Source organism: Rhodoferax fermentans, assembly GCF_002017865.1.
Lineage (GTDB): Bacteria > Pseudomonadota > Gammaproteobacteria > Burkholderiales > Burkholderiaceae_C > Rhodoferax > Rhodoferax fermentans.
On sequence record NZ_MTJN01000002.1, the window covers coordinates 3,180,839 to 3,198,762 of the forward strand.

12 protein-coding genes are annotated in these 17,924 nt (G+C 60.8%); 7 read left to right on the plus strand and 5 right to left on the minus strand.

Annotation, left to right across the window (positions count from 1 at the left end; all coding sequences use genetic code 11):
* Window positions 1-47 precede the first annotated feature (47 nt).
* Together aceF and aceE are read right to left on the minus strand one after the other, a co-directional pair.
* Window positions 48-1,745, minus strand: coding sequence for a dihydrolipoyllysine-residue acetyltransferase (gene aceF / locus RF819_RS14875; RefSeq protein WP_078365701.1), 1,698 nt, complete (start codon window positions 1,743-1,745; stop codon window positions 48-50).
* A 17-nt stretch (window positions 1,746-1,762) separates the two neighbouring features.
* Entirely contained in the window at window positions 1,763-4,465 is a 2,703-nt protein-coding gene (aceE, locus tag RF819_RS14880; RefSeq protein ID WP_078365702.1) for a pyruvate dehydrogenase (acetyl-transferring), homodimeric type, read from the minus strand.
* 164 nt (window positions 4,466-4,629) lie between these two features.
* Between aceE and RF819_RS14885 the strand changes: the two genes are divergently transcribed.
* The 6 genes from RF819_RS14885 (at window position 4,630) to RF819_RS14910 (ending at window position 13,990) form a co-directional block, all read left to right on the plus strand.
* A complete protein-coding gene (locus RF819_RS14885; protein WP_169906456.1) occupies window positions 4,630-7,185 on the plus strand; it encodes a PAS domain-containing sensor histidine kinase in 2,556 nt (851 codons plus the stop codon).
* The gene (locus tag RF819_RS14890) at window positions 7,182-7,808 is read left to right on the plus strand and encodes a response regulator transcription factor (RefSeq protein WP_078365703.1); all 627 of its coding nucleotides are present in this window, start codon (window positions 7,182-7,184) and stop codon (window positions 7,806-7,808) included. Before RF819_RS14885 ends, RF819_RS14890 begins: the two co-directional genes overlap by 4 nt.
* A 91-nt stretch (window positions 7,809-7,899) precedes the next feature.
* Entirely contained in the window at window positions 7,900-8,766 is an 867-nt protein-coding gene (gene folD / locus RF819_RS14895; protein ID WP_078365704.1) for a bifunctional methylenetetrahydrofolate dehydrogenase/methenyltetrahydrofolate cyclohydrolase FolD, read from the plus strand.
* Between the two features lie 5 nt (window positions 8,767-8,771).
* Window positions 8,772-10,835, plus strand: coding sequence for a M3 family metallopeptidase (locus RF819_RS14900; protein WP_078365705.1), 2,064 nt, complete (start codon window positions 8,772-8,774; stop codon window positions 10,833-10,835).
* Between the two features lie 106 nt (window positions 10,836-10,941).
* On the plus strand, window positions 10,942-11,544 hold the full coding sequence (locus tag RF819_RS14905; protein WP_242472722.1) for a glutaredoxin family protein: 603 nt from the start codon (window positions 10,942-10,944) through the stop codon (window positions 11,542-11,544).
* Between the two features lie 193 nt (window positions 11,545-11,737).
* Window positions 11,738-13,990 carry a penicillin-binding protein 1A gene (locus tag RF819_RS14910; protein ID WP_078365707.1) on the plus strand — a complete coding sequence of 751 codons (2,253 nt, stop codon included), beginning with the start codon at window positions 11,738-11,740 and terminating at the stop codon, window positions 13,988-13,990.
* Window positions 13,991-14,043: 53 nt separating this feature from the next.
* Here the strand turns inward: RF819_RS14910 and RF819_RS14915 are convergent, their stop codons facing one another.
* Window positions 14,044-15,294, minus strand: coding sequence for a nitronate monooxygenase (locus tag RF819_RS14915; RefSeq protein ID WP_078365708.1), 1,251 nt, complete (start codon window positions 15,292-15,294; stop codon window positions 14,044-14,046).
* Between the two features lie 287 nt (window positions 15,295-15,581).
* Here RF819_RS14915 and RF819_RS14920 point away from each other — a divergent pair, with 287 nt between their 5' ends.
* Window positions 15,582-16,502 carry a CoA transferase gene (locus RF819_RS14920; protein ID WP_078365709.1) on the plus strand — a complete coding sequence of 307 codons (921 nt, stop codon included), beginning with the start codon at window positions 15,582-15,584 and terminating at the stop codon, window positions 16,500-16,502.
* A 76-nt stretch (window positions 16,503-16,578) separates the two neighbouring features.
* On the opposite strand, the gene RF819_RS14925 is transcribed toward RF819_RS14920, so the two are convergent.
* Window positions 16,579-16,938 carry a phosphate-starvation-inducible protein PsiE gene (locus tag RF819_RS14925; RefSeq protein WP_078365710.1) on the minus strand — a complete coding sequence of 120 codons (360 nt, stop codon included), beginning with the start codon at window positions 16,936-16,938 and terminating at the stop codon, window positions 16,579-16,581.
* A gap of 114 nt (window positions 16,939-17,052) precedes the next feature.
* Window positions 17,053-17,910 (minus strand): S-formylglutathione hydrolase, encoded by an 858-nt coding sequence (fghA, locus tag RF819_RS14930; RefSeq protein ID WP_078365711.1) that lies wholly within the window; start codon window positions 17,908-17,910, stop codon window positions 17,053-17,055.
* Between the last annotated feature and the right edge of the window lie 14 nt (window positions 17,911-17,924).

Below are 17,924 nucleotides of genomic sequence, written 5' to 3' on the forward strand. Positions count from 1 at the left end.
TTGGGGTCAGAGCACATGTGCTTCGCAAAGTGGTCTGACCCACAAAGTTATAACAATACGCGGCGGAAGTCGCCCAGGATCTGGGCCAGATAGACGTTGAAACGCGCGGCAGCGGCGCCGTCGATCACGCGGTGGTCCCAGGTCAAACTCAGCGGCAACATCAGACGCGGCTGGAAAGCCTTGCCGTCCCAGACCGGCTCCATGGTGGAGCGGCACACGCCCAAAATCGCCACTTCAGGCGCATTGATGATCGGGGTGAAATACCGCCCGCCAATGCCACCCAGTGACGAAATCGTGAAAGTGGCGCCAGACATTTCGGCTGGGCTCAGTTTGCCGTCACGTGCTTTCTTGGCCAGCTCGCTCATCTCTTGGCTGATCTGGAAGATGCCCTTTTTGTCGGCGTCCTTGATCACCGGCACCATCAGGCCGTTGGGCGTGTCAGCAGCAAAACCGATGTGGTAATACTGCTTGTAGACCAGCGCGTCGCCGTCCAGGCTGCTGTTGAAGTCGGGGAATTTCTTGAGCGCGGCCACGCAGGCCTTGATCAAAAACGCCAGCATGGTGACCTTGACACCACTCTTCTCGTTTTCCTTGTTGGTGGATACGCGGAAGGCTTCCAGGTCGGTGATGTCGGCATCGTCGTGGTTGGTGACAGCCGGGATCATGATGGCGTTGCGCAGCAGGTTGGCGCCGCTGATCTTCTTGATACGGCTCATCTCCTTGCGCTCGATCGGGCCAAACTTGGCAAAGTCGACCTTCGGCCAGGGGATCAGGCCCAGGCCTTCGCCACCACCAGCGGCTGCGGGTTTTGCGGATTGCTGCGCAGCAATCGCAGCGGTTTGCACCGCGCCACTCATGACCGAGCGGGTGAAGGATTCGATGTCAGCATCGGTGATGCGGCCTTTGAGGCCGGTGCCTTTGACTTCAGCCAGCGGCACACCGAGCTCACGCGCGAACTTGCGCACGGACGGAGAGGCATGCGGCAGACCCAGCGCCAGGGCGGTCGGGTTGTGCGCGGGCAGCGCAGGTGCTACTGCCACGGCGGCGGGTGATGCTACAGCAACAGGAGCTGCTGACGCTTGTGCTGCGGGGGCTGCAGGCACATTTGGCGTTGCAGCCACGGCAGCAGCAGGTGCGGCACCTGCGGCGCTGCCTTGCAAGATCAGCAACAGGTCACCGATGTTGACGGTGTCACCGAGCTTGACCTTGAGTTCTTGCACCACACCGGCGGCGCCAGAGGGAATTTCCATCGACGCTTTGTCCGACTCGACGGTGACCAGGCTTTGCTCGAGCTTGACGCTGTCACCGACTTGGACCATGACCTCGATCACGGTCACGTCCTTGAAGTCGCCAATGTCGGGCACGCGCACTTCGACCGGGCCAGCGGCGGCGGCCACCGGTGCAGCCGGTGTTGGGATAGCAGGTGCGGCGGCAGGTGCGACAGAAGCTGCAGCAGCAGGCGCTTGTTCCACGGGGGCTTGGGGCTGATTTGGTGCAGAAGCCTCACCCGCCACTTCGAGCAGCAGCACCAGCGAGCCTTGTTTGACCTTGTCGCCCAGCGCCACCTTGAGTTCCTTGACCACACCGGCGTGGCTCGAAGGGATTTCCATGGAGGCCTTGTCGGACTCCACCGTCAGCAGGGATTGGTCAGCGCGCACGGTGTCGCCAGGTTTGACCAGCAGCTCGATCACGGTGACTTCGTCGAAGTCGCCAATGTCGGGCACTTTGATGTCCAGAATTGCCATGTTGTGTCTCCGCTCGCTCAGGCGTAAAGGGGGTTGACTTTGTTGGTATCGATGCCGTATTTGGCGATGGCTTCCACCACCTTGGCGACGGGCACCTTGCCCTCTTCACTCAATGCCTTGAGCGCCGCCACCACGATGTAGTAGCGGTTGATCTCGAAGTGTTCACGCAGCTTGCTGCGGAAATCGCTGCGGCCAAAACCGTCGGTGCCCAGCACCTTGTAGGTGCGGCCCTTGGGGATGTAGGGGCGAATCTGCTCGGCATAGGCCTTGATGTAGTCGGTCGACGCCACCACCGGGCCTTCGCTGCCTTGCAGCTGCTGCGCCACAAAGGACACCACCGGGGTGTCGGCCGGGTGCAGCAGGTTCTGGCGTTCGGCTTCCTGGCCATCACGCGCCAGTTCATTGAAGCTCGGGCAGCTCCAGACGTCGGCGGTCACGCCCCAGTCCTGGGCCAGTAGTTTTTGCGCGACAAAACTCTCGCGCAGGATGGTGCCCGAGCCGAGCAACTGCACACGCGGGTTGTTGACACCTTCGACACCAGGTTTGCACAGGTACATGCCCTTGATGATCTGCTCTTCGGTGCCCGGGGTCAGACCCGGCATCGCGTAGTTTTCGTTGAGCAAAGTCAGGTAGTAGAAGACGTTGTCTTGCTTCTCGACCATGCGTTTGAGGCCATGGTGCAGGATCACACCGACTTCATGCGCAAAGGTCGGGTCGTAGCTGATGCAGTTCGGAATGGTGCCCGCCAGGATGTGGCTGTGGCCGTCTTCGTGCTGCAGGCCTTCGCCATTTAGCGTGGTGCGCCCGGAGGTGCCACCCAACAAGAAGCCGCGCGCTTGCATGTCACCCGCAGCCCAAGCCAAGTCGCCAATGCGCTGGAAGCCGAACATCGAGTAGTACACGTAGAACGGCACCATGATGCGGTTGCTGGTGGAGTAGCTGGTGGCTGCGGCAATCCAGCTGCTCATACCGCCGGCTTCGTTGATGCCTTCTTGCAGGATCTGGCCCTTGGTGTCTTCCTTGTAATACATCACCTGGTCTTTGTCGACCGGGGTGTACTGCTGACCTGCCGGGTTGTAGATACCAATCTGACGGAACAGGCCTTCCATACCAAAGGTACGAGCCTCATCGACCAAGATCGGCACCACACGCGGGCCCAGCGCCTGGTCACGCAGCAGCTGGGTGAGGAAGCGCACATAGGCTTGGGTCGTCGAAATTTCGCGGCCCGGCGCGGTGGGTTCCATCACCGACTTGAAAGTCTCGATGGACGGCACGGTGAAGGACTCATCGGCCTTGGTGCGACGGTGCGGCAGGTAGCCACCGAGCGCCTGACGGCGCGCGTGCAGGTACTGCATCTCGGGGGTGTCGTCGGCCGGTTTGTAGAACGGCAGGTCAGCCAGCTGGCTGTCGGGAATCGGGATATTGAAGCGGTCACGGAAGGCACGGATGTCGTCATCACCAAGCTTTTTGGTCTGGTGCACGTTGTTCTTGCCCTCACCGATCTTGCCCATGCCATAACCTTTGACGGTCTTGATCAGCAGAACCGAAGGCTGGCCGGTGTGGTTGACGGCCTTGTGGTAAGCCGCGTAGACCTTTTGCGGGTCGTGACCGCCGCGCTGCAGGCCGAAGATCTCTTCATCACTCATCTTCTCGACCATCTTCGCGGTCTCGGGTGAGCGGCCGAAGAAGTGTTTGCGCACAAACGCGCCGTCGTTGGCCTTGAAGGCCTGGTAGTCGCCGTCAAGCGTGTCCATCATGACCTTGCGCAGGGCGCCGTCCTTGTCGCGCGCCAGCAGCGGGTCCCAGTTGCCACCCCAGATCAGCTTGATCACATTCCAGCCCGCACCGCGGAAGGTGCCTTCCAGTTCCTGGATGATCTTGCCGTTGCCACGCACCGGGCCGTCCAGGCGCTGCAGGTTGCAATTGATGACAAACACCAGGTTGTCGAGTTTTTCACGGGCAGCCAAGCCAATCGCGCCCAGGCTTTCGACCTCGTCCATTTCGCCGTCGCCACAGAACACCCAGACCTTGCGCTTGCTGGTGTCGGCAATGCCACGGGCATGCAGGTACTTCAGGAAACGCGCCTGGTAAATCGCCATCAGCGGGCCCAGACCCATCGACACCGTGGGGAACTGCCAGAACTCGGGCATCAGCTTCGGATGCGGGTAGCTCGACAAGCCCTTGCCAGCGGTTTCTTGACGGAAATTGAGCAGTTGCTCTTCGGTCAAGCGACCTTCCAAAAAGGCGCGGGCATACACACCAGGCGCCACGTGGCCCTGGACATACAGGCAGTCACCGCCGTGGTCTTGGCTCTCGGCATGCCAGAAATGGTTGAAGCCCGCACCAAACAGGCTGGCCAATGAGGCAAAGGAGCCGATGTGGCCACCCAAGTCCCCACCGTCTTCAGGGTGATGGCGGTTGGCTTTGACCACCATGGCCATGGCGTTCCAGCGCATGTAGGCGCGCAGGCGCTCTTCGATCTCGATGTTGCCCGGGCAGCGTTCTTCCTGGTCGGGCTCGATGGTGTTGACGTAACCGGTGTTGGCCGAAAACGGCATGTCCAGGCTGTTTTGCCGGGCGTGTTCCAGCAGTTGCTCTAATAGATAGTGCGCGCGCTCTGGGCCTTCTTTTTCAATAACGGCGCTCAGTGCGTCCATCCACTCGCGGGTTTCCTGGGCATCCGCATCAATGGCGGTATGGTTATCGGGTGCTACTGACATGCATGTCTCCTGTGTGGTGGCCGGGAATGGTAGTGGGTTTGGCCATTTTTGTCGCGAGCGGGATTCTAGGGGCATTTCAAAATATTTCAAATTGCGTAGGGTCAATTCGCATTATGAAATATGACAAGCAACAACAAGGCCTCAAGCCGCCTACACTTCAAGCCATGTCTCTGCCCCTTTCCTCGCCTGCCGACAGCCCGGATACGCTCAACCCACGCGCCAGATTGCGCCGCTGGTGGAAGGGTCAAACGGCCCACCGCCAGGACCGGCTGGCCATGCTGGCACCGCTGGCGGCGGTGCTGCTGTTTCTGGCCGCCATCCTGTCGGCGTTTGCCTACCTGCGTTTTGAAGAAATCGCGCGCGAGCGCGAGGCCATCCACCGCGATGTCGAGTACTCCCAGCAGCGGGTACGCCTGCGCCTGCTCGAGCAGCAGGAGCAGCTGATGCGTTTCGCCCGCGAAATGGCCGGGCGCGAGGTCTCAGAGGACAGTTTTCTCAGCCGTGCAGAAGCCTTCAGCAACCAGTTTCCAGAGATCCAAAGCATGACCTGGATGGACGACGGCTTTCGGGAACGTGGCAGTTTTGACGCCAGCGGTGTGCTGGCGCGCTCCTCCAAACAAAGCGCCCAGATCCGCCGCCGGGTGGAGGAAACCGTGCAGAACTACCTGCTGGTGCGCGACGTGTTGTTGCCGGTGTATTCCACCCCGCGCAAGCAGGACAACGGCCCCACCCTGGTGCAATTGCACCTGCCCCTGATCGACAAAACCCGCTTCAAGGGCGACCTGATCGTGACCTACTCGGTCGATGCGATCTTCCGCTACGGTGTGCCGTCCGAGGTCACCTCCAAATACGCCATCGCTTTTCTGGACGCCGACAGCAAGGTTCTGGCAGGCACCAGCCTGGTCGAGAAAACCCTTACCCGCAGCATCTTGCCCTGGGCCAATCCGGTCAACGCTTACCAGCTGCCGGTGTCACCCATCGGCAATGGGTTGTCGCTGCGTGGCCAGGCCTACCGCACCTCGCTGGGAGTGATCGGCAGTGGCCTGTTTTGGCTGGTGATGGTGCTCAGTGCGGTGACGGCCTGGCTGCTGCTGGCCAATTGGCGCCACACCCGAAGGCGCATCCAGGCGCAAGAGGCACTGATCCGCGAAACCGCTTTTCGCCGGGCCATGGAGAACTCGATGCTCACCGGCATGCGCGCGCTCGATATGCACGGGCGCATCACCTATGTGAACACCGCTTTTTGCCAGATGACAGGCTGGAGCGAGGCGGAACTGGTGAACCAGACCGCGCCCTTCCCCTATTGGCCTGAGAGTGACCACGAAGCGCTGCGGGCCAGGCTGCGCGAGGAACTCGCTGGCCTGATCCAGCCCAGCGGTATCCAGTTCCGGGTCAAACGCAAAAACGGTGAGATCTTTGAGGCGCACCTGTATGTCTCGCCGCTGATTGATGCCTTTGGCCAGCAAACCGGCTGGATGACCTCGATGACCGACATCACCGAGCCGACCCGGGTGCGTGAACAACTCGCCGCCTCGCACGAGCGTTTCACCGCCGTGCTTGAAGCGTTGGATGCGTCCATTTCGGTGGCGCCGCTGGGCAGCCACGAGCTGCTGTTTGCCAACAAGTTGTACCGCCTGTGGTTTGGCACCGAGGCTCAGGGACACCTGCAACTGGTGGCCGAGGCCGGTGTACCAGCGCTGAACCACAGTGACGAGGCGCAGGACATGGTGGACGCCTTTGCCGGTCTGCCCACCAGCCAGCTCTCTGACAAGGAGGCTGAGAGCGCCGAGGTGTATCTGGGCAGCCTGGGCCGCTGGCTGGAGGTGCGCACCCGCTACCTGAGCTGGGTGGATGGTCGCCTGGCGCAGATGGTGATTGCCACCGACATCACCGCACGCCGTATGGCCGAAGAGCAGGCCGAGATCCAGGCCGAACGCGCCCAGGCGTCGAGTCGTTTGATCACCATGGGCGAGATGGCCTCCAGCGTGGCGCATGAACTCAACCAGCCACTCACCGCGATCAACAACTACTGCAACGGCATGCTCTCGCGCATCAAAGGCAACCAGATCACCCAAAACGAGCTGCTCGGCGCGTTGGAGAAAACCGGTCGCCAGGCGCACCGGGCCGGGCAGATCATCCAGCGCATCCGCTCGTTTGTGCGGCGCAGTGAGCCCAACCGCAGCATTGCCAATGTGAGCACCCTGGTGTCCGAAGCGGTGGAACTGGCCGAAATCGAGCTGCGTCGGCGCAACGTCAAGCTCAACCAGTACGTCGCCCCCAACCTGCCCAACATCCTGGTGGACCCGATCCTGATCGAACAGGTGCTGCTGAACCTGCTGAAAAACGCCGCCGAATCCATCGACACCGCCCAGAAGCCCACCGCACAGCGTCTGGTGAAACTACGGGTGGCCACGACCTGGGTCGATGACAAGTCGGTGGTCGAGTTCAAGGTGTCCGACTCGGGCCAGGGCATTGCGCCGGAAGTCATGGCGCGGCTGTACGAGGCCTTCTACTCGACCAAGCCCGAAGGCATGGGCATTGGCCTGTCTTTGTGCCGCTCAATTGTTGAATCCCATCTGGGCAGAATGAAAGCGGAGAACCTCTACAATGGCGAGGCTGTCGTTGGTTGCTGTTTCACGTTCTGGATACCCAACCCGGACCCCCTCTCAGCGCCGCCCGCGAAGCGTTCTGAACAACCAGGATTTCAGGTACCGTCATGAGTTTGATCCCCAAAAAAGGCACCGTGTATGTCGTTGATGACGATGAAGCCGTGCGAGATTCCTTGCAGTGGATGTTGGAGGGCAAAGATTACCGGGTCAGGTGTTTCGACTCCGCCGAATCCTTCTTGAGCCGCTACGACCCGCGCGAAGTGGCCTGCCTGATCATCGACATCCGTATGCCGGGCATGACCGGCCTGGAACTGCAGTCCCGTCTGATGGAAGCCCATTCCCCCCTGCCCCTGTCTTTCATCACCGGCCACGGTGATGTGCCGATGGCGGTGGACACCATGAAAAAGGGCGCAATGGACTTCATCCAGAAGCCATTCCAGGAAGAACAACTGGTGCCGCTGGTGGAGCGCATGCTGGAGCAGGCCAAAGGGGCTTTTGCCGAATACCAAAGCACCGCCGCCCGCGACGCCCTGATGGCACGCCTGACCCTGCGCGAATCCCAGGTGCTGGAACGCATTGTGGCGGGCCGTTTAAATAAGCAGATCGCCGACGACCTGGGCATCAGCATCAAGACGGTGGAGGCGCACCGCGCCAACATCATGGAAAAGCTCAACGCCAACACCGTGGCCGACCTGCTGAAAGTGGCCCTGGGACCCAATGCGGTCAAAGCCTGAGCCAAAACCTGCTTCTTTTGCGCTATTTTTAGAATAGCTATCAACGCCCGCCCCGTAAGGATTAGCGGGCTTTTTTTATGATGGATTTGCGATGAACACACCCACCCCCAGCGCCCAACTCATTGACGGCGTGGCACTGTCCAAACAATTGCGCCTGGATGTGACCGAGCGCGCCCGCGCCCTCAAGGCCCGTGGCATCACCCCCGGCCTGGCGGTGATCCTGGTCGGTGACAACCCGGCCAGCCAGGTCTATGTGCGCAACAAGGTCAAGGGTTGTGAAGACTGCGGTTTTCACTCGGTGCTCGAAAAATACGAGGCCAGCCTCAGTGAAGTCGAGTTGCTGGCCCACATTGCCCGGCTCAATGCCGACCCGAGCATCCACGGCATCCTGGTGCAGCTGCCGGTGCCCAAACACATCGACGCCAGCAAGGTGATCGAGGCGATTTCGCCCCTCAAGGATGTCGATGGTTTCCACATCGCCAGCGCCGGTGCGTTGATGACCGGTATGCCGGGTTTCTGGCCCTGCACCCCTTATGGCTGCATGAAGATGCTGGAGTCCATTGGTTACGACCTGCGTGGCAAACACGCGGTGGTGATTGGCCGCTCCAACATCGTGGGCAAACCCATGGCCATGATGCTGCTGCAGAAAAACGCCACCGTCACCATCTGCCACAGTGCCACGGCTGATCTCAAGGCCATGACGCTGCAGGCCGATGTGATCGTGGCGGCGGTGGGCAAACGCAATGTATTGACCGCCGACATGGTCAAACCCGGTGCGGTGGTGCTCGATGTGGGCATGAACCGCAACGATGAGGGCAAGCTTTGCGGTGATGTTGATTTTGATGGCGTGCGCCAGGTCGCAGGCTTCATTACCCCGGTACCGGGTGGTGTTGGCCCGATGACCATTACCATGTTGCTGGTCAACACCCTTGAAGCCGCCGAACGCAGCACCATCTGAACACCATGACCAATCCCCTACTCTCTTTTGACGACCTGCCCGCGTTTGACCAGATTCGCCCGGAGCATATCGAACCGGCGCTCGAACAACTGCTGACCCAGGCCAACCAGGCGCTGGATGCCGTCACCGCACCAGCTTTCGAGGCCAAGTGGGACAACATGGCCCGTGTGCTCGATGTGGCCACCGAGCAGTTGTCACGCGCCTGGGGCGCCGTCAGTCACCTCAACAGCGTGGCCGACAGCCCCGAGTTACGCGCCGCCTTCAATGCCGCCCTGCCCAAGGTCACCGAGTTCTACACCCGCCTGGGCGCCGATGAACGCCTCTACGCCAAGTACAAAGCCATTGACCCCAGCACCCTGACAGCCGAGCAGCGCCAGGCGCACAAAAACGCCTTGCGCAACTTTGTGCTCGGTGGTGCGGAGTTGCAAGGTGCAGCGCGCGAACGTTTTGCCGCCATCCAGGAGTTGCAGGCCGCAGCCAGCCAGAAATTCAGCGAAAACGCGCTCGACGCGACCGACGCCTTTGCCTACTACGCCACGCTGGACGAGCTAAACGGTGTGCCCCACGACATTCTGCAAGCCGCCCAATCGGCCGCACAGGCAGATGGCAAAGAGGGCTACAAACTCACGCTCAAAATGCCGTGTTACCTGCCCATCATGCAGTTTGCCAAAAGCAGCGCACTGCGTGAAAAGCTGTACCGCGCCTATGTGACGCGCGCTTCCAACCAGGCCGATGAGGCCAGCCAGAAGTTTGACAACTCCGAGCTGATCAAAGAGTTGCTGGCGCTGCGCCTCGAAGAAGCCCAGCTGCTGGGCTACGCCAACTTTGCCACCCTCTCGGTGGTGCCCAAGATGGCTGAGTCGCCCGACAAAGTCATCCACTTCCTGCGTGACCTGGCAACACGTGCCAAACCCTTTGCCGAACAAGACCTGGCCGACATGCGCAGCTTTGCTGCGGAGCAGCTGGGCCTGAGTGACCCGCAAGCCTGGGACTGGCCTTATGTCAGTGAAAAACTCAAGGAAGCCCGTTACGCCTTCAACGAGCAGGAAGTCAAACAGTACTTCCCGCTGCCCAAGGTGCTGGCCGGTCTGTTCCAGATTGTGGAGACCTTGTTTGAAGTGCAGATCCGCGAGGACCATGCCCCGGTCTGGCACGAAGATGTGCGCTTTTACCGCATCGAGCGCCCCGCCACACAGGCTGGTGACACGGCCAACACCCTGGTCGGCCAGTTTTACCTGGACCCGACCGCTCGCAACGGCAAACGCGGCGGCGCCTGGATGGACGATGTGCGTGCCCGCTGGTTGCGCCCCGACACCCACACCCTGCAAACCCCGGTGGCGCACTTGGTGTGCAACTTTGCCGCCAGTGTGGCAGGCCGCCCGGCCTTGCTGACACACGACGATGTCACCACCCTGTTCCACGAGTTTGGCCACGGCCTGCACCACCTGCTGACCCAGGTGAACGAGCGCGATGTGTCGGGCATCAGCGGTGTGGAATGGGATGCGGTGGAGTTGCCCAGCCAGTTCATGGAGAACTTCTGCTGGGAGTGGGAGGTGCTCAAGAACATGACCTCGCATGTCGACACCGACGAGCCGCTGCCGCGCGCCCTGTTCGACAAAATGCTGGCGGCCAAGAACTTCCAGAGTGGTATGCAGACCCTGCGCCAGATCGAGTTTTCGCTGTTTGACATGTTGTTGCACAGCGCCCACGACCCGGCCCAGGACATCATGCCCTTGCTACAGCAGGTGCGTGATGAAGTGGCCGTGTTGCAGCCCCCGAGCTGGAGCCGCACCGCCCACACCTTCAGCCACATCTTTGCCGGTGGGTATGCGGCGGGTTATTACAGCTACAAATGGGCCGAGGTGCTCAGTGCGGATGCCTATGCCGCCTTTGAGGAAACCATGGGCGCTGAAGGCCAGCCCAGTCTGGACACCGGTCGGCGTTACCGCCAGGCAATCCTGGAGGCGGGCGGTAGCCGCCCGGCGATAGAGTCTTTCAAGGCGTTTCGCGGTCGCGAGCCGCTGCTGGACGCCTTGTTGCGGCACCAGGGCATGGTCCAAACGCGTTAAAGGAGGTCTGCAAATGGCACATCGTCAGCTTCATATTCGTGCTATCAGAGCACGCAAGCCCTTATCTATATTGGGTGGGCTGCTATGTTTTTGCACGGTTGCCATCTTGACCCAGCCCTTGGCACAAGCACAGACGCTCTACCGCATCGTCGGGCCGGACGGGCGTGTCACCTTTTCAGACAAACCGCCAGCCGCTGCGGCCAAAGTCACACCCCTGAGTGCAGATGGCAAAGACGCTGGCGGCGCAGCCAGCGCGCTGCCCTACGAGTTGCGCCAGGTGGCCGCGAAATACCCGGTGACTCTTTTCAGCGCCAAGGAATGTATGCCCTGTGACGAGGGCCGCACCTTGCTGCGCAGCCGTGGCATCCCTTTCACGGAGAAAACCGTCGAGAGCAATGACGACGCCGAATCGCTCAAACGCCTGGCCAACACCAGCTCGGTGCCGCTGCTCACCGTGGGTGGCCAGCAAATCAAGGGTTATTCCGCGCCCGAATGGACACAGTACCTCAACGCCGCTGGTTACCCTGAAAAAAACAAGCTGCCCGCTGGCTACCGTTATGCCGAGCCCAGCCCACTGGTGGCGGCCAAACCCACGGAGTTGGCCCCCAGTGCGGCCAAGGCGCCCGAAGCACCCGCCAGAACCAGCGCACCAGCTCCCGCTGCGGCAACGCGGGTGTCACCCAGCAATCCGGCGGGCATCCAGTTCTGAATTTGCATCTGCTTACAAAAGACCGTGTCAGGTTCACATAGCTGACACACGAGCCCAGGCGGCAAGCTGGACAATCAGCGGCTGTTTCAAACACATGCAGACCGACCTCAGCCACCTGCCCAGCGCACCACGCGGCGCCTTGGCACCAATCCCCACCCCATCAGCCGTTCTGGCCACCTGATCTAACTTGAAGATGTCCATTTCACACATTTCCCGTGCGCTGTTGTTGCTGTGGGTGCTGGTCGGGCCCGGTGTCTATGCCGCCTCTCCCCTGGATTTGCCCAGCCTGGAGTCCATGACCGACTACCGGCCCAAGATCCCCCTGCGCGTATACACCAGCGACAACGTGTTGATTGGCGAGTTTGGCCAGGAGCGGCGGGACTTTGTTGCTATCAAAGACATCCCTCTGGTGCAAAAGCAGGCACTGTTGGCAATCGAAGATTCGCGCTTCTACGAACACGGTGGGGTGGACTACAAAGGTGTGGTGCGTGCGGTGTTGGCGGACCTGAGCGGCGGGCTCAAACAAGGGGCCTCCACCATCACCATGCAGGTCGCGCGCGACTTTTACCTGACCAAGGAGAAGCTGTTCTCGCGCAAACTCACCGAGGTGATGTTGGCCTACAAGATCGAGGCGGAACTCAGCAAGGACCAGATCCTGGAGCTCTACATGAACCAGGTCTACCTGGGTCAACGTGCCTACGGTTTCAGCAGTGCAGCACGCATCTATTTTGGCAAGCCGCTCAAGGACCTGAGCCTGGCCCAAGCCGCGATGCTGGCCGGTCTGCCACAGGCGCCGTCCAGCATCAACCCGATCACCAACCCGCAGCGGGCTAAAGCACGCCAACAATTGGTGCTCAAACGCATGCTCGACCTGAAGTACGTCACCGAAGCGCAGTACCAGGCCGCACTCAAAGAGAACATCCATGTGCTGGCCGAGGGCCAGTCCATCAACAACCACGCACCCTACGCCGCCGAAATGGTGCGCCAGGCGATTTTTGGCCAGTTCAAGGACGAAACCTACACCCGCGGCATCAACGTCTACACCACCCTGGTCAGCACCGACCAGGACGCCGCCTACGCCGCGGTGCGCCGCTCGGTGCTGGCCTATGACCAACGGCGCGGATACCGGGGTCCACAAGCCCAGATCGACCTGCCACGAGACGCCACCGAGCGCCAAAAGTTGATAGAGGCCACGCTGCAAAAGTACCCGGCCAGCGACACACTGCTGTCTGCCGTGGTGCTGTCGGCCACACCCAAAAGTGTGCGGGCGGTCCTGGCCAACGGCAACAGCATCGAGTTGTTGCCTGAAGGTTTGCGTTTTGCGGGCAATGCTTTGAAAGACAAAGCCCCGGCGGCACTCAAGATCAAGCCCGGCTCGGTGATCCGCGTCGAGCAGGACAACAAAGGCCGCTGGCGCATCAGCCAGATACCCAATGTGGGTGCAGCCCTGGTGGCGCTGAACAACCAGACCGGTGCCATGCGCGCCCTGGTGGGTGGTTTTGACTTCTACAGCAGCGAGTTCAACCACGTCACCCAGGCCTGGCGCCAACCCGGCTCGGCGATGAAACCCTTCATCTATTCCGCTGCGCTCGACAAAGGTTACACACCGGGCACCCTGGTCAACGACGCACCATTGACACTCACCAGCGAAGAAACCGGCGGCCAGCCCTGGCAGCCGCAGAACGACGACAACCAGTTTGACGGTGCCATCACCCTGCGCACCGCGCTGGCCAAGTCCAAAAACGTGGCCGCAGTGCGTTTGCTGCGCGCCATCACACCGGCCTATGCCCACGATTTTTTGCCCCGTTTTGGCCTGGACCCCAGCAAACAGCCGGTGAACTACACGCTGGCCCTGGGCACCGGTGCGGTCACCCCCTTGCAGCTGGCCGGGGCCTATTCGGTGTTTGCCAATGGCGGCTTTCAGGTCAACCCCTACCTGATCCAGAAAATCACCGACATCCGGGGCAATGTCTTGTTTGAAGCCGCCCCGGTGCTGCCCGCACAGGAAGCCAACCGGGTGCTCGATGCCCGCAACGCCTTCATCACCGACAGTTTGTTGCGCGAAGTCACCAGCTCGGGCACCGCAGCCAGCGCCTCACAAAAACTGGCGCGGCACGACCTGGCCGGCAAAACCGGCACCAGCAGTGACGCGGTGGACGGCTGGTTTGCGGGCTACAGCGGCAGCACGACCGCGGTGGCCTGGATGGGTTTTGATGAACCGCGCAGCCTGGGCAGCCATGAGTTTGGCGCCACCGTGGCGCTGCCCATCTGGATCGACTACATGCGTGTGAACCTGGCCAAACAACCCGTCAGCATGCCAACACCTCCGGCGGGTGTGTCGATGTCACAAGGTGACTGGGTCATGGATGCGCTCTCAGACAACACGGCAACCCGCTCGATTGACCTGGACCCGCTGCAAAAACTCATCGATCTGTTCAGCTTTTAGCGCTGACAGCGAGGTCCCCCAACCAGGGCAGACGCCTGGTCAGGACCGAACTGTCAAACCCCGGGTGGCAGCGCAATCTGGTGGTCAACGCTGTAGAGGTAGTCGTTGAAGATATGTTCTGCTGTCAACAGCTGGTATTTGCCGTCCGGCCCACGGCGTGTGGTGTCTTTCAGGCGGTAGGTGTAGTGCCCACAGGTCCACAGCTTGAAGTTGCGCATCTGGGTGCACAAACAGGTTTTGTCCATCACCGAGATGTTTTTGCCACTCGGGTGCAGCGCCAGTTCACGGTTGTACGAGGTGATGTAGGCGCAGTTGCCATTGCCATCAAGCAGGTAACCATAAGACTCGCAATTGGGCCGGATGCCGTCACCAATCGCCGGGGAGCCCTTGAGCATACGCATCGGGTAACCGGTGGGCGAAATGGTGTTGACCACGATGTCTTCTTCGTTGGCCATGTAGTAATCCTGCTTGACGTCGGCAGGCAGACCACACTCCTCGGCCACGGTGAAACGGGTGGCCACCTGCACAGCGGCCGAGCCACCCTCCAGGAACGAGACCGCATCGCTGCCGGTGAAGATGCCACCTGCGGCAATCACCGGGATGTTGAGCTCCTCGTCCTTCACAAACTTGATCACCTCGGCAATGATGGTGGCCAGGTCGTACTGCGCCCAGTCCAGGCCAAAACCCAGGTGACCACCGGCCAGCGGGCCTTCGACCACCACAAAGTCGGGCTTGCGGTCCAGCCGCGCGTTTTTGCGCAAAAACAGCTGCAACGCACGCACGCTGCTGACAATGATGCCGAGCTTGGCATCGCGAAAACGTGGGTGATCAGCAATCAGGCCAAAGGAACCCAAGTGCAAACCCGCGCTGAGCGTGATGCCATCAATGCCCGCGTCCAGCGCGGACGCCATACGCACCTGCAGGGTTTCGCGCGGACCGTTCATGGTCAGCTTTTCCATGCAGTTCACAAAAATCAGGCCATCCCCCTTTTTGGCTTCCATGGTGGCGCCCACGTGGCGGCGCGTGGCCTCGGCCAGAATGTCCAGGTCAAATTTGACGTCGGACTTGTCGGCATTGAGGATGTTGTGTTTGTAGAGTTTGGTTTTGTCTTTGACAAAACTGGTGTCAAAACGGCGGTCAGACACATCGTTGACCATGGCATCCGAGATGTGACCAATGCCACCCAAGCGGGCGGTCTCCAATGCCAGTTCTGCTGTCGAAATATCGACGCCCATACCACCCACCATGATCGGCACATACTCTTTTTGGCCGAATTTCAGGCGAAAGTCATCAACACGTTTCATGAAAATCCTTGAGGCAACGGGCGTCTTCGGCGAGGAAACATCCTGGCAGACAAACGAGGAAGAGGCCCAAAATAACAGCTGGGTGAGATGACCCAAGCGACTCCCGAATTCTACCCGCCCACCCTGGCCCCTCCAGCGCCAGCCCAATACCCATGATGCGTTTATATGCTTGCCCGCCGTCATGTGAATGACACTTTGCTGCGCTTGGCACAGGAGGCATGCAGACCATGTGCTGGTCCTGAGCCACTGCGTCAAAATGGGCCATCTAAGCGCCCTCCCCCATATCCATGCTAACCACACCCACCCACATGCCCCAGGCCCTGACGGGGGTTCAGATCCTGAGCCTGAGCCTCAATTTGCCAGGACCTGCGGCGCTGCAACGCTGCCGCCAGATGGGCGCACGTTGTCGCAAACTGGAGCCACCCGCGCCACAGTCCAAAGATGACACCGATGTAGCGACCGGCCTCACCGGCGACCCGATGAGCCACTACAGCCCGGCTGCCTACCGGGACTTGCATGAGGGCATTGAGGTTCAGGTGGTCAACCTCAAAACCGAGCTTGGCCAGGCGGCCCTGCACACCGAGCTGGCGCAGGCTGATGTGCTGCTGACCTCGTTTCGCCCGAGCGCCCTGCGCAAACTGGGTCTGGACTGGACCAGCCTGCAACCGCGTTACCCAAAACTGTCCATGGTCAGCATCGTCGGTGCACCCGGTGTGAACGCCGACCTGCCGGGCCATGATCTGACCTACCTGGCCGATAACGGCCTGATCACCGGTCTGGACCTGCCAACCACCCTCTACGCCGACATGGGTGGTGCGCTGATGGCCAGCGAGGCGGTGTTACAGGCTGTGCTGTTGCAGCGCCAAAGCGGCGCGGGTAGCTGGATCGAAGTGGCCTTGTCCGACGCCGCCGCTCACCTGGCCCTGCCCCGCCGATGGGGCGCCACCGGGCCCGGCACCCTGCTGGGTGGAGGCCATGCCGGTTACCAGGTTTACCCCTGCCTGGACGGCCGCGTGGCCCTGGCCGCGCTGGAACCGCACTTTGCCCAGACCCTGTGTATGGCAGTTGGCCTGCCCTGGCGCGGCCAAGCCATGATGCAGGATGTCAGCACCCACCAGACCATTGCCAGTTTTGTCGCCGGACTCAGCCGTGAGGCGCTGGAGGCACTGGCGGCTGAGCATGATATCCCTCTGAAAACGCTCTGCTAATCAGAGCTACCAACCCTTGTAGATAAAGGGCTTGAGGCCAATTTTCCTCAAAAGGAAAACTTCTGGCGGAGACCGATCACTCCTCGCTGCGCATCCGGCTGGTGATCCAGCAGGCCACGGCAATCAGCAAAATCGCGCCAGCCTCGTACAACAGAACAATCGGGTCGGAATCTTTGCCCTGCAACACAATCAGGCGGCTCAGCGCCGTCATCGCGATGAACAGGGGCAAGATGATCAGGTTGCGCTGGCGCACATAAAACGCGCCGAGCATGCCCAGCACCTCGGCGTAGATGAACATCAGCAGAAGGTCCTGCAAGGCCACCCGGCGGTTTTCGATCAGCACCCAGATCTCCTGGCCCATCGCCACCACGGTGAAACAGGCGATCAAAGCCAGGAAAATTTTCTCAACCGCATCGATCAAACGTTTGATGCTCATGGCTCTCCCATCACTTGGGTTGTCAGAACGGGCTGTGGAATGACCCACACTCCCAGTGGGTCGGGATCCAATTATTGAAGCAAGTGACAAACCCTCAAAACCTGTGGCGCATTCTCAGCTCAGCGCCTGTGCGTGGTGCGCCAGATGGTCGGCCATGAAGCTGGCAATGAAGTAGTAACCATGGTCATACCCCGCGTGGCGGCGCAAGGTGAGCGGCTGGCCCACACGGGCGCAGGCGGCCTCAAACAGCTCGGGGTGGAGTTGGTCTGCCAGGAATTTGTCGGCCAGTCCCTGGTCGATCAGGATGCCATCGGGGAAAGGCGCTGTGCTCAGGCTGTTCATCAGCACGCTGGCATCGTGCGCGGCCCAGGTGGCCTGGTCGGCACCAAGGTAATTGCCAAAGGCTTTCTGGCCCCACGGGCACAGGCTGGGCGCACAGATCGGCGCAAAGGCTGACAGCGATTTGAAGCGCTCCGGGTATTTAAGCGCCAGTGTCAACGCACCGTGCCCGCCCATGGAGTGGCCGGTGATGCCCAGGCGTTGCATATCCAGCGGCAAGCTCTGGCCCAGCAAGGGCAACAGCTCTTGCATCAGGTAACTCTCCATGCGCCAGTTTGTGGCCCAAGGCGCTTGTGTGGCATCCAGGTAAAAACCAGCGCCCACACCCAAGTCCCAGGCATCAGCCTCACCCGGCACACCGGCGCCGCGTGGGCTGGTGTCGGGCGCAATCAGGGCCAGCCCCAGTTCGGCCGCCACACGCTGGGCACCGGCTTTGACCATGAAGGTTTCTTCGGTGCAGGTCAGGCCTGCCAGGTACAACACCGCAGGCACCGTGCCACGTGCTGCCTGCGGCGGCAGGTAGACCGATAACTTCATGGGCAAGCCGATTTCACGCGAGTCATGCTGGTAAAAGCACTGCAGACCACCAAAGCAGCCATGTTCACTAAGGAGTTGCAAGGGAGACAGGTTCATTTGATATCTGATTG

Coding starts and splice junctions, on each gene's coding strand:
- folD (WP_078365704.1), top strand. CDS start 7,900: ATGAACACACCCACCCCCAGCGCCCAACTCATTGACGGCGTGGCACTG.
- aceE (WP_078365702.1), bottom strand. CDS start 4,465: ATGTCAGTAGCACCCGATAACCATACCGCCATTGATGCGGATGCCCAG.
- RF819_RS14900 (WP_078365705.1), top strand. CDS start 8,772: ATGACCAATCCCCTACTCTCTTTTGACGACCTGCCCGCGTTTGACCAG.
- RF819_RS14890 (WP_078365703.1), top strand. CDS start 7,182: ATGAGTTTGATCCCCAAAAAAGGCACCGTGTATGTCGTTGATGACGAT.
- RF819_RS14920 (WP_078365709.1), top strand. CDS start 15,582: ATGCTAACCACACCCACCCACATGCCCCAGGCCCTGACGGGGGTTCAG.
- aceF (WP_078365701.1), bottom strand. CDS start 1,745: ATGGCAATTCTGGACATCAAAGTGCCCGACATTGGCGACTTCGACGAA.
- RF819_RS14885 (WP_169906456.1), top strand. CDS start 4,630: ATGTCTCTGCCCCTTTCCTCGCCTGCCGACAGCCCGGATACGCTCAAC.
- RF819_RS14925 (WP_078365710.1), bottom strand. CDS start 16,938: ATGAGCATCAAACGTTTGATCGATGCGGTTGAGAAAATTTTCCTGGCT.
- RF819_RS14910 (WP_078365707.1), top strand. CDS start 11,738: ATGTCCATTTCACACATTTCCCGTGCGCTGTTGTTGCTGTGGGTGCTG.
- RF819_RS14915 (WP_078365708.1), bottom strand. CDS start 15,294: ATGAAACGTGTTGATGACTTTCGCCTGAAATTCGGCCAAAAAGAGTAT.
- fghA (WP_078365711.1), bottom strand. CDS start 17,910: ATGAACCTGTCTCCCTTGCAACTCCTTAGTGAACATGGCTGCTTTGGT.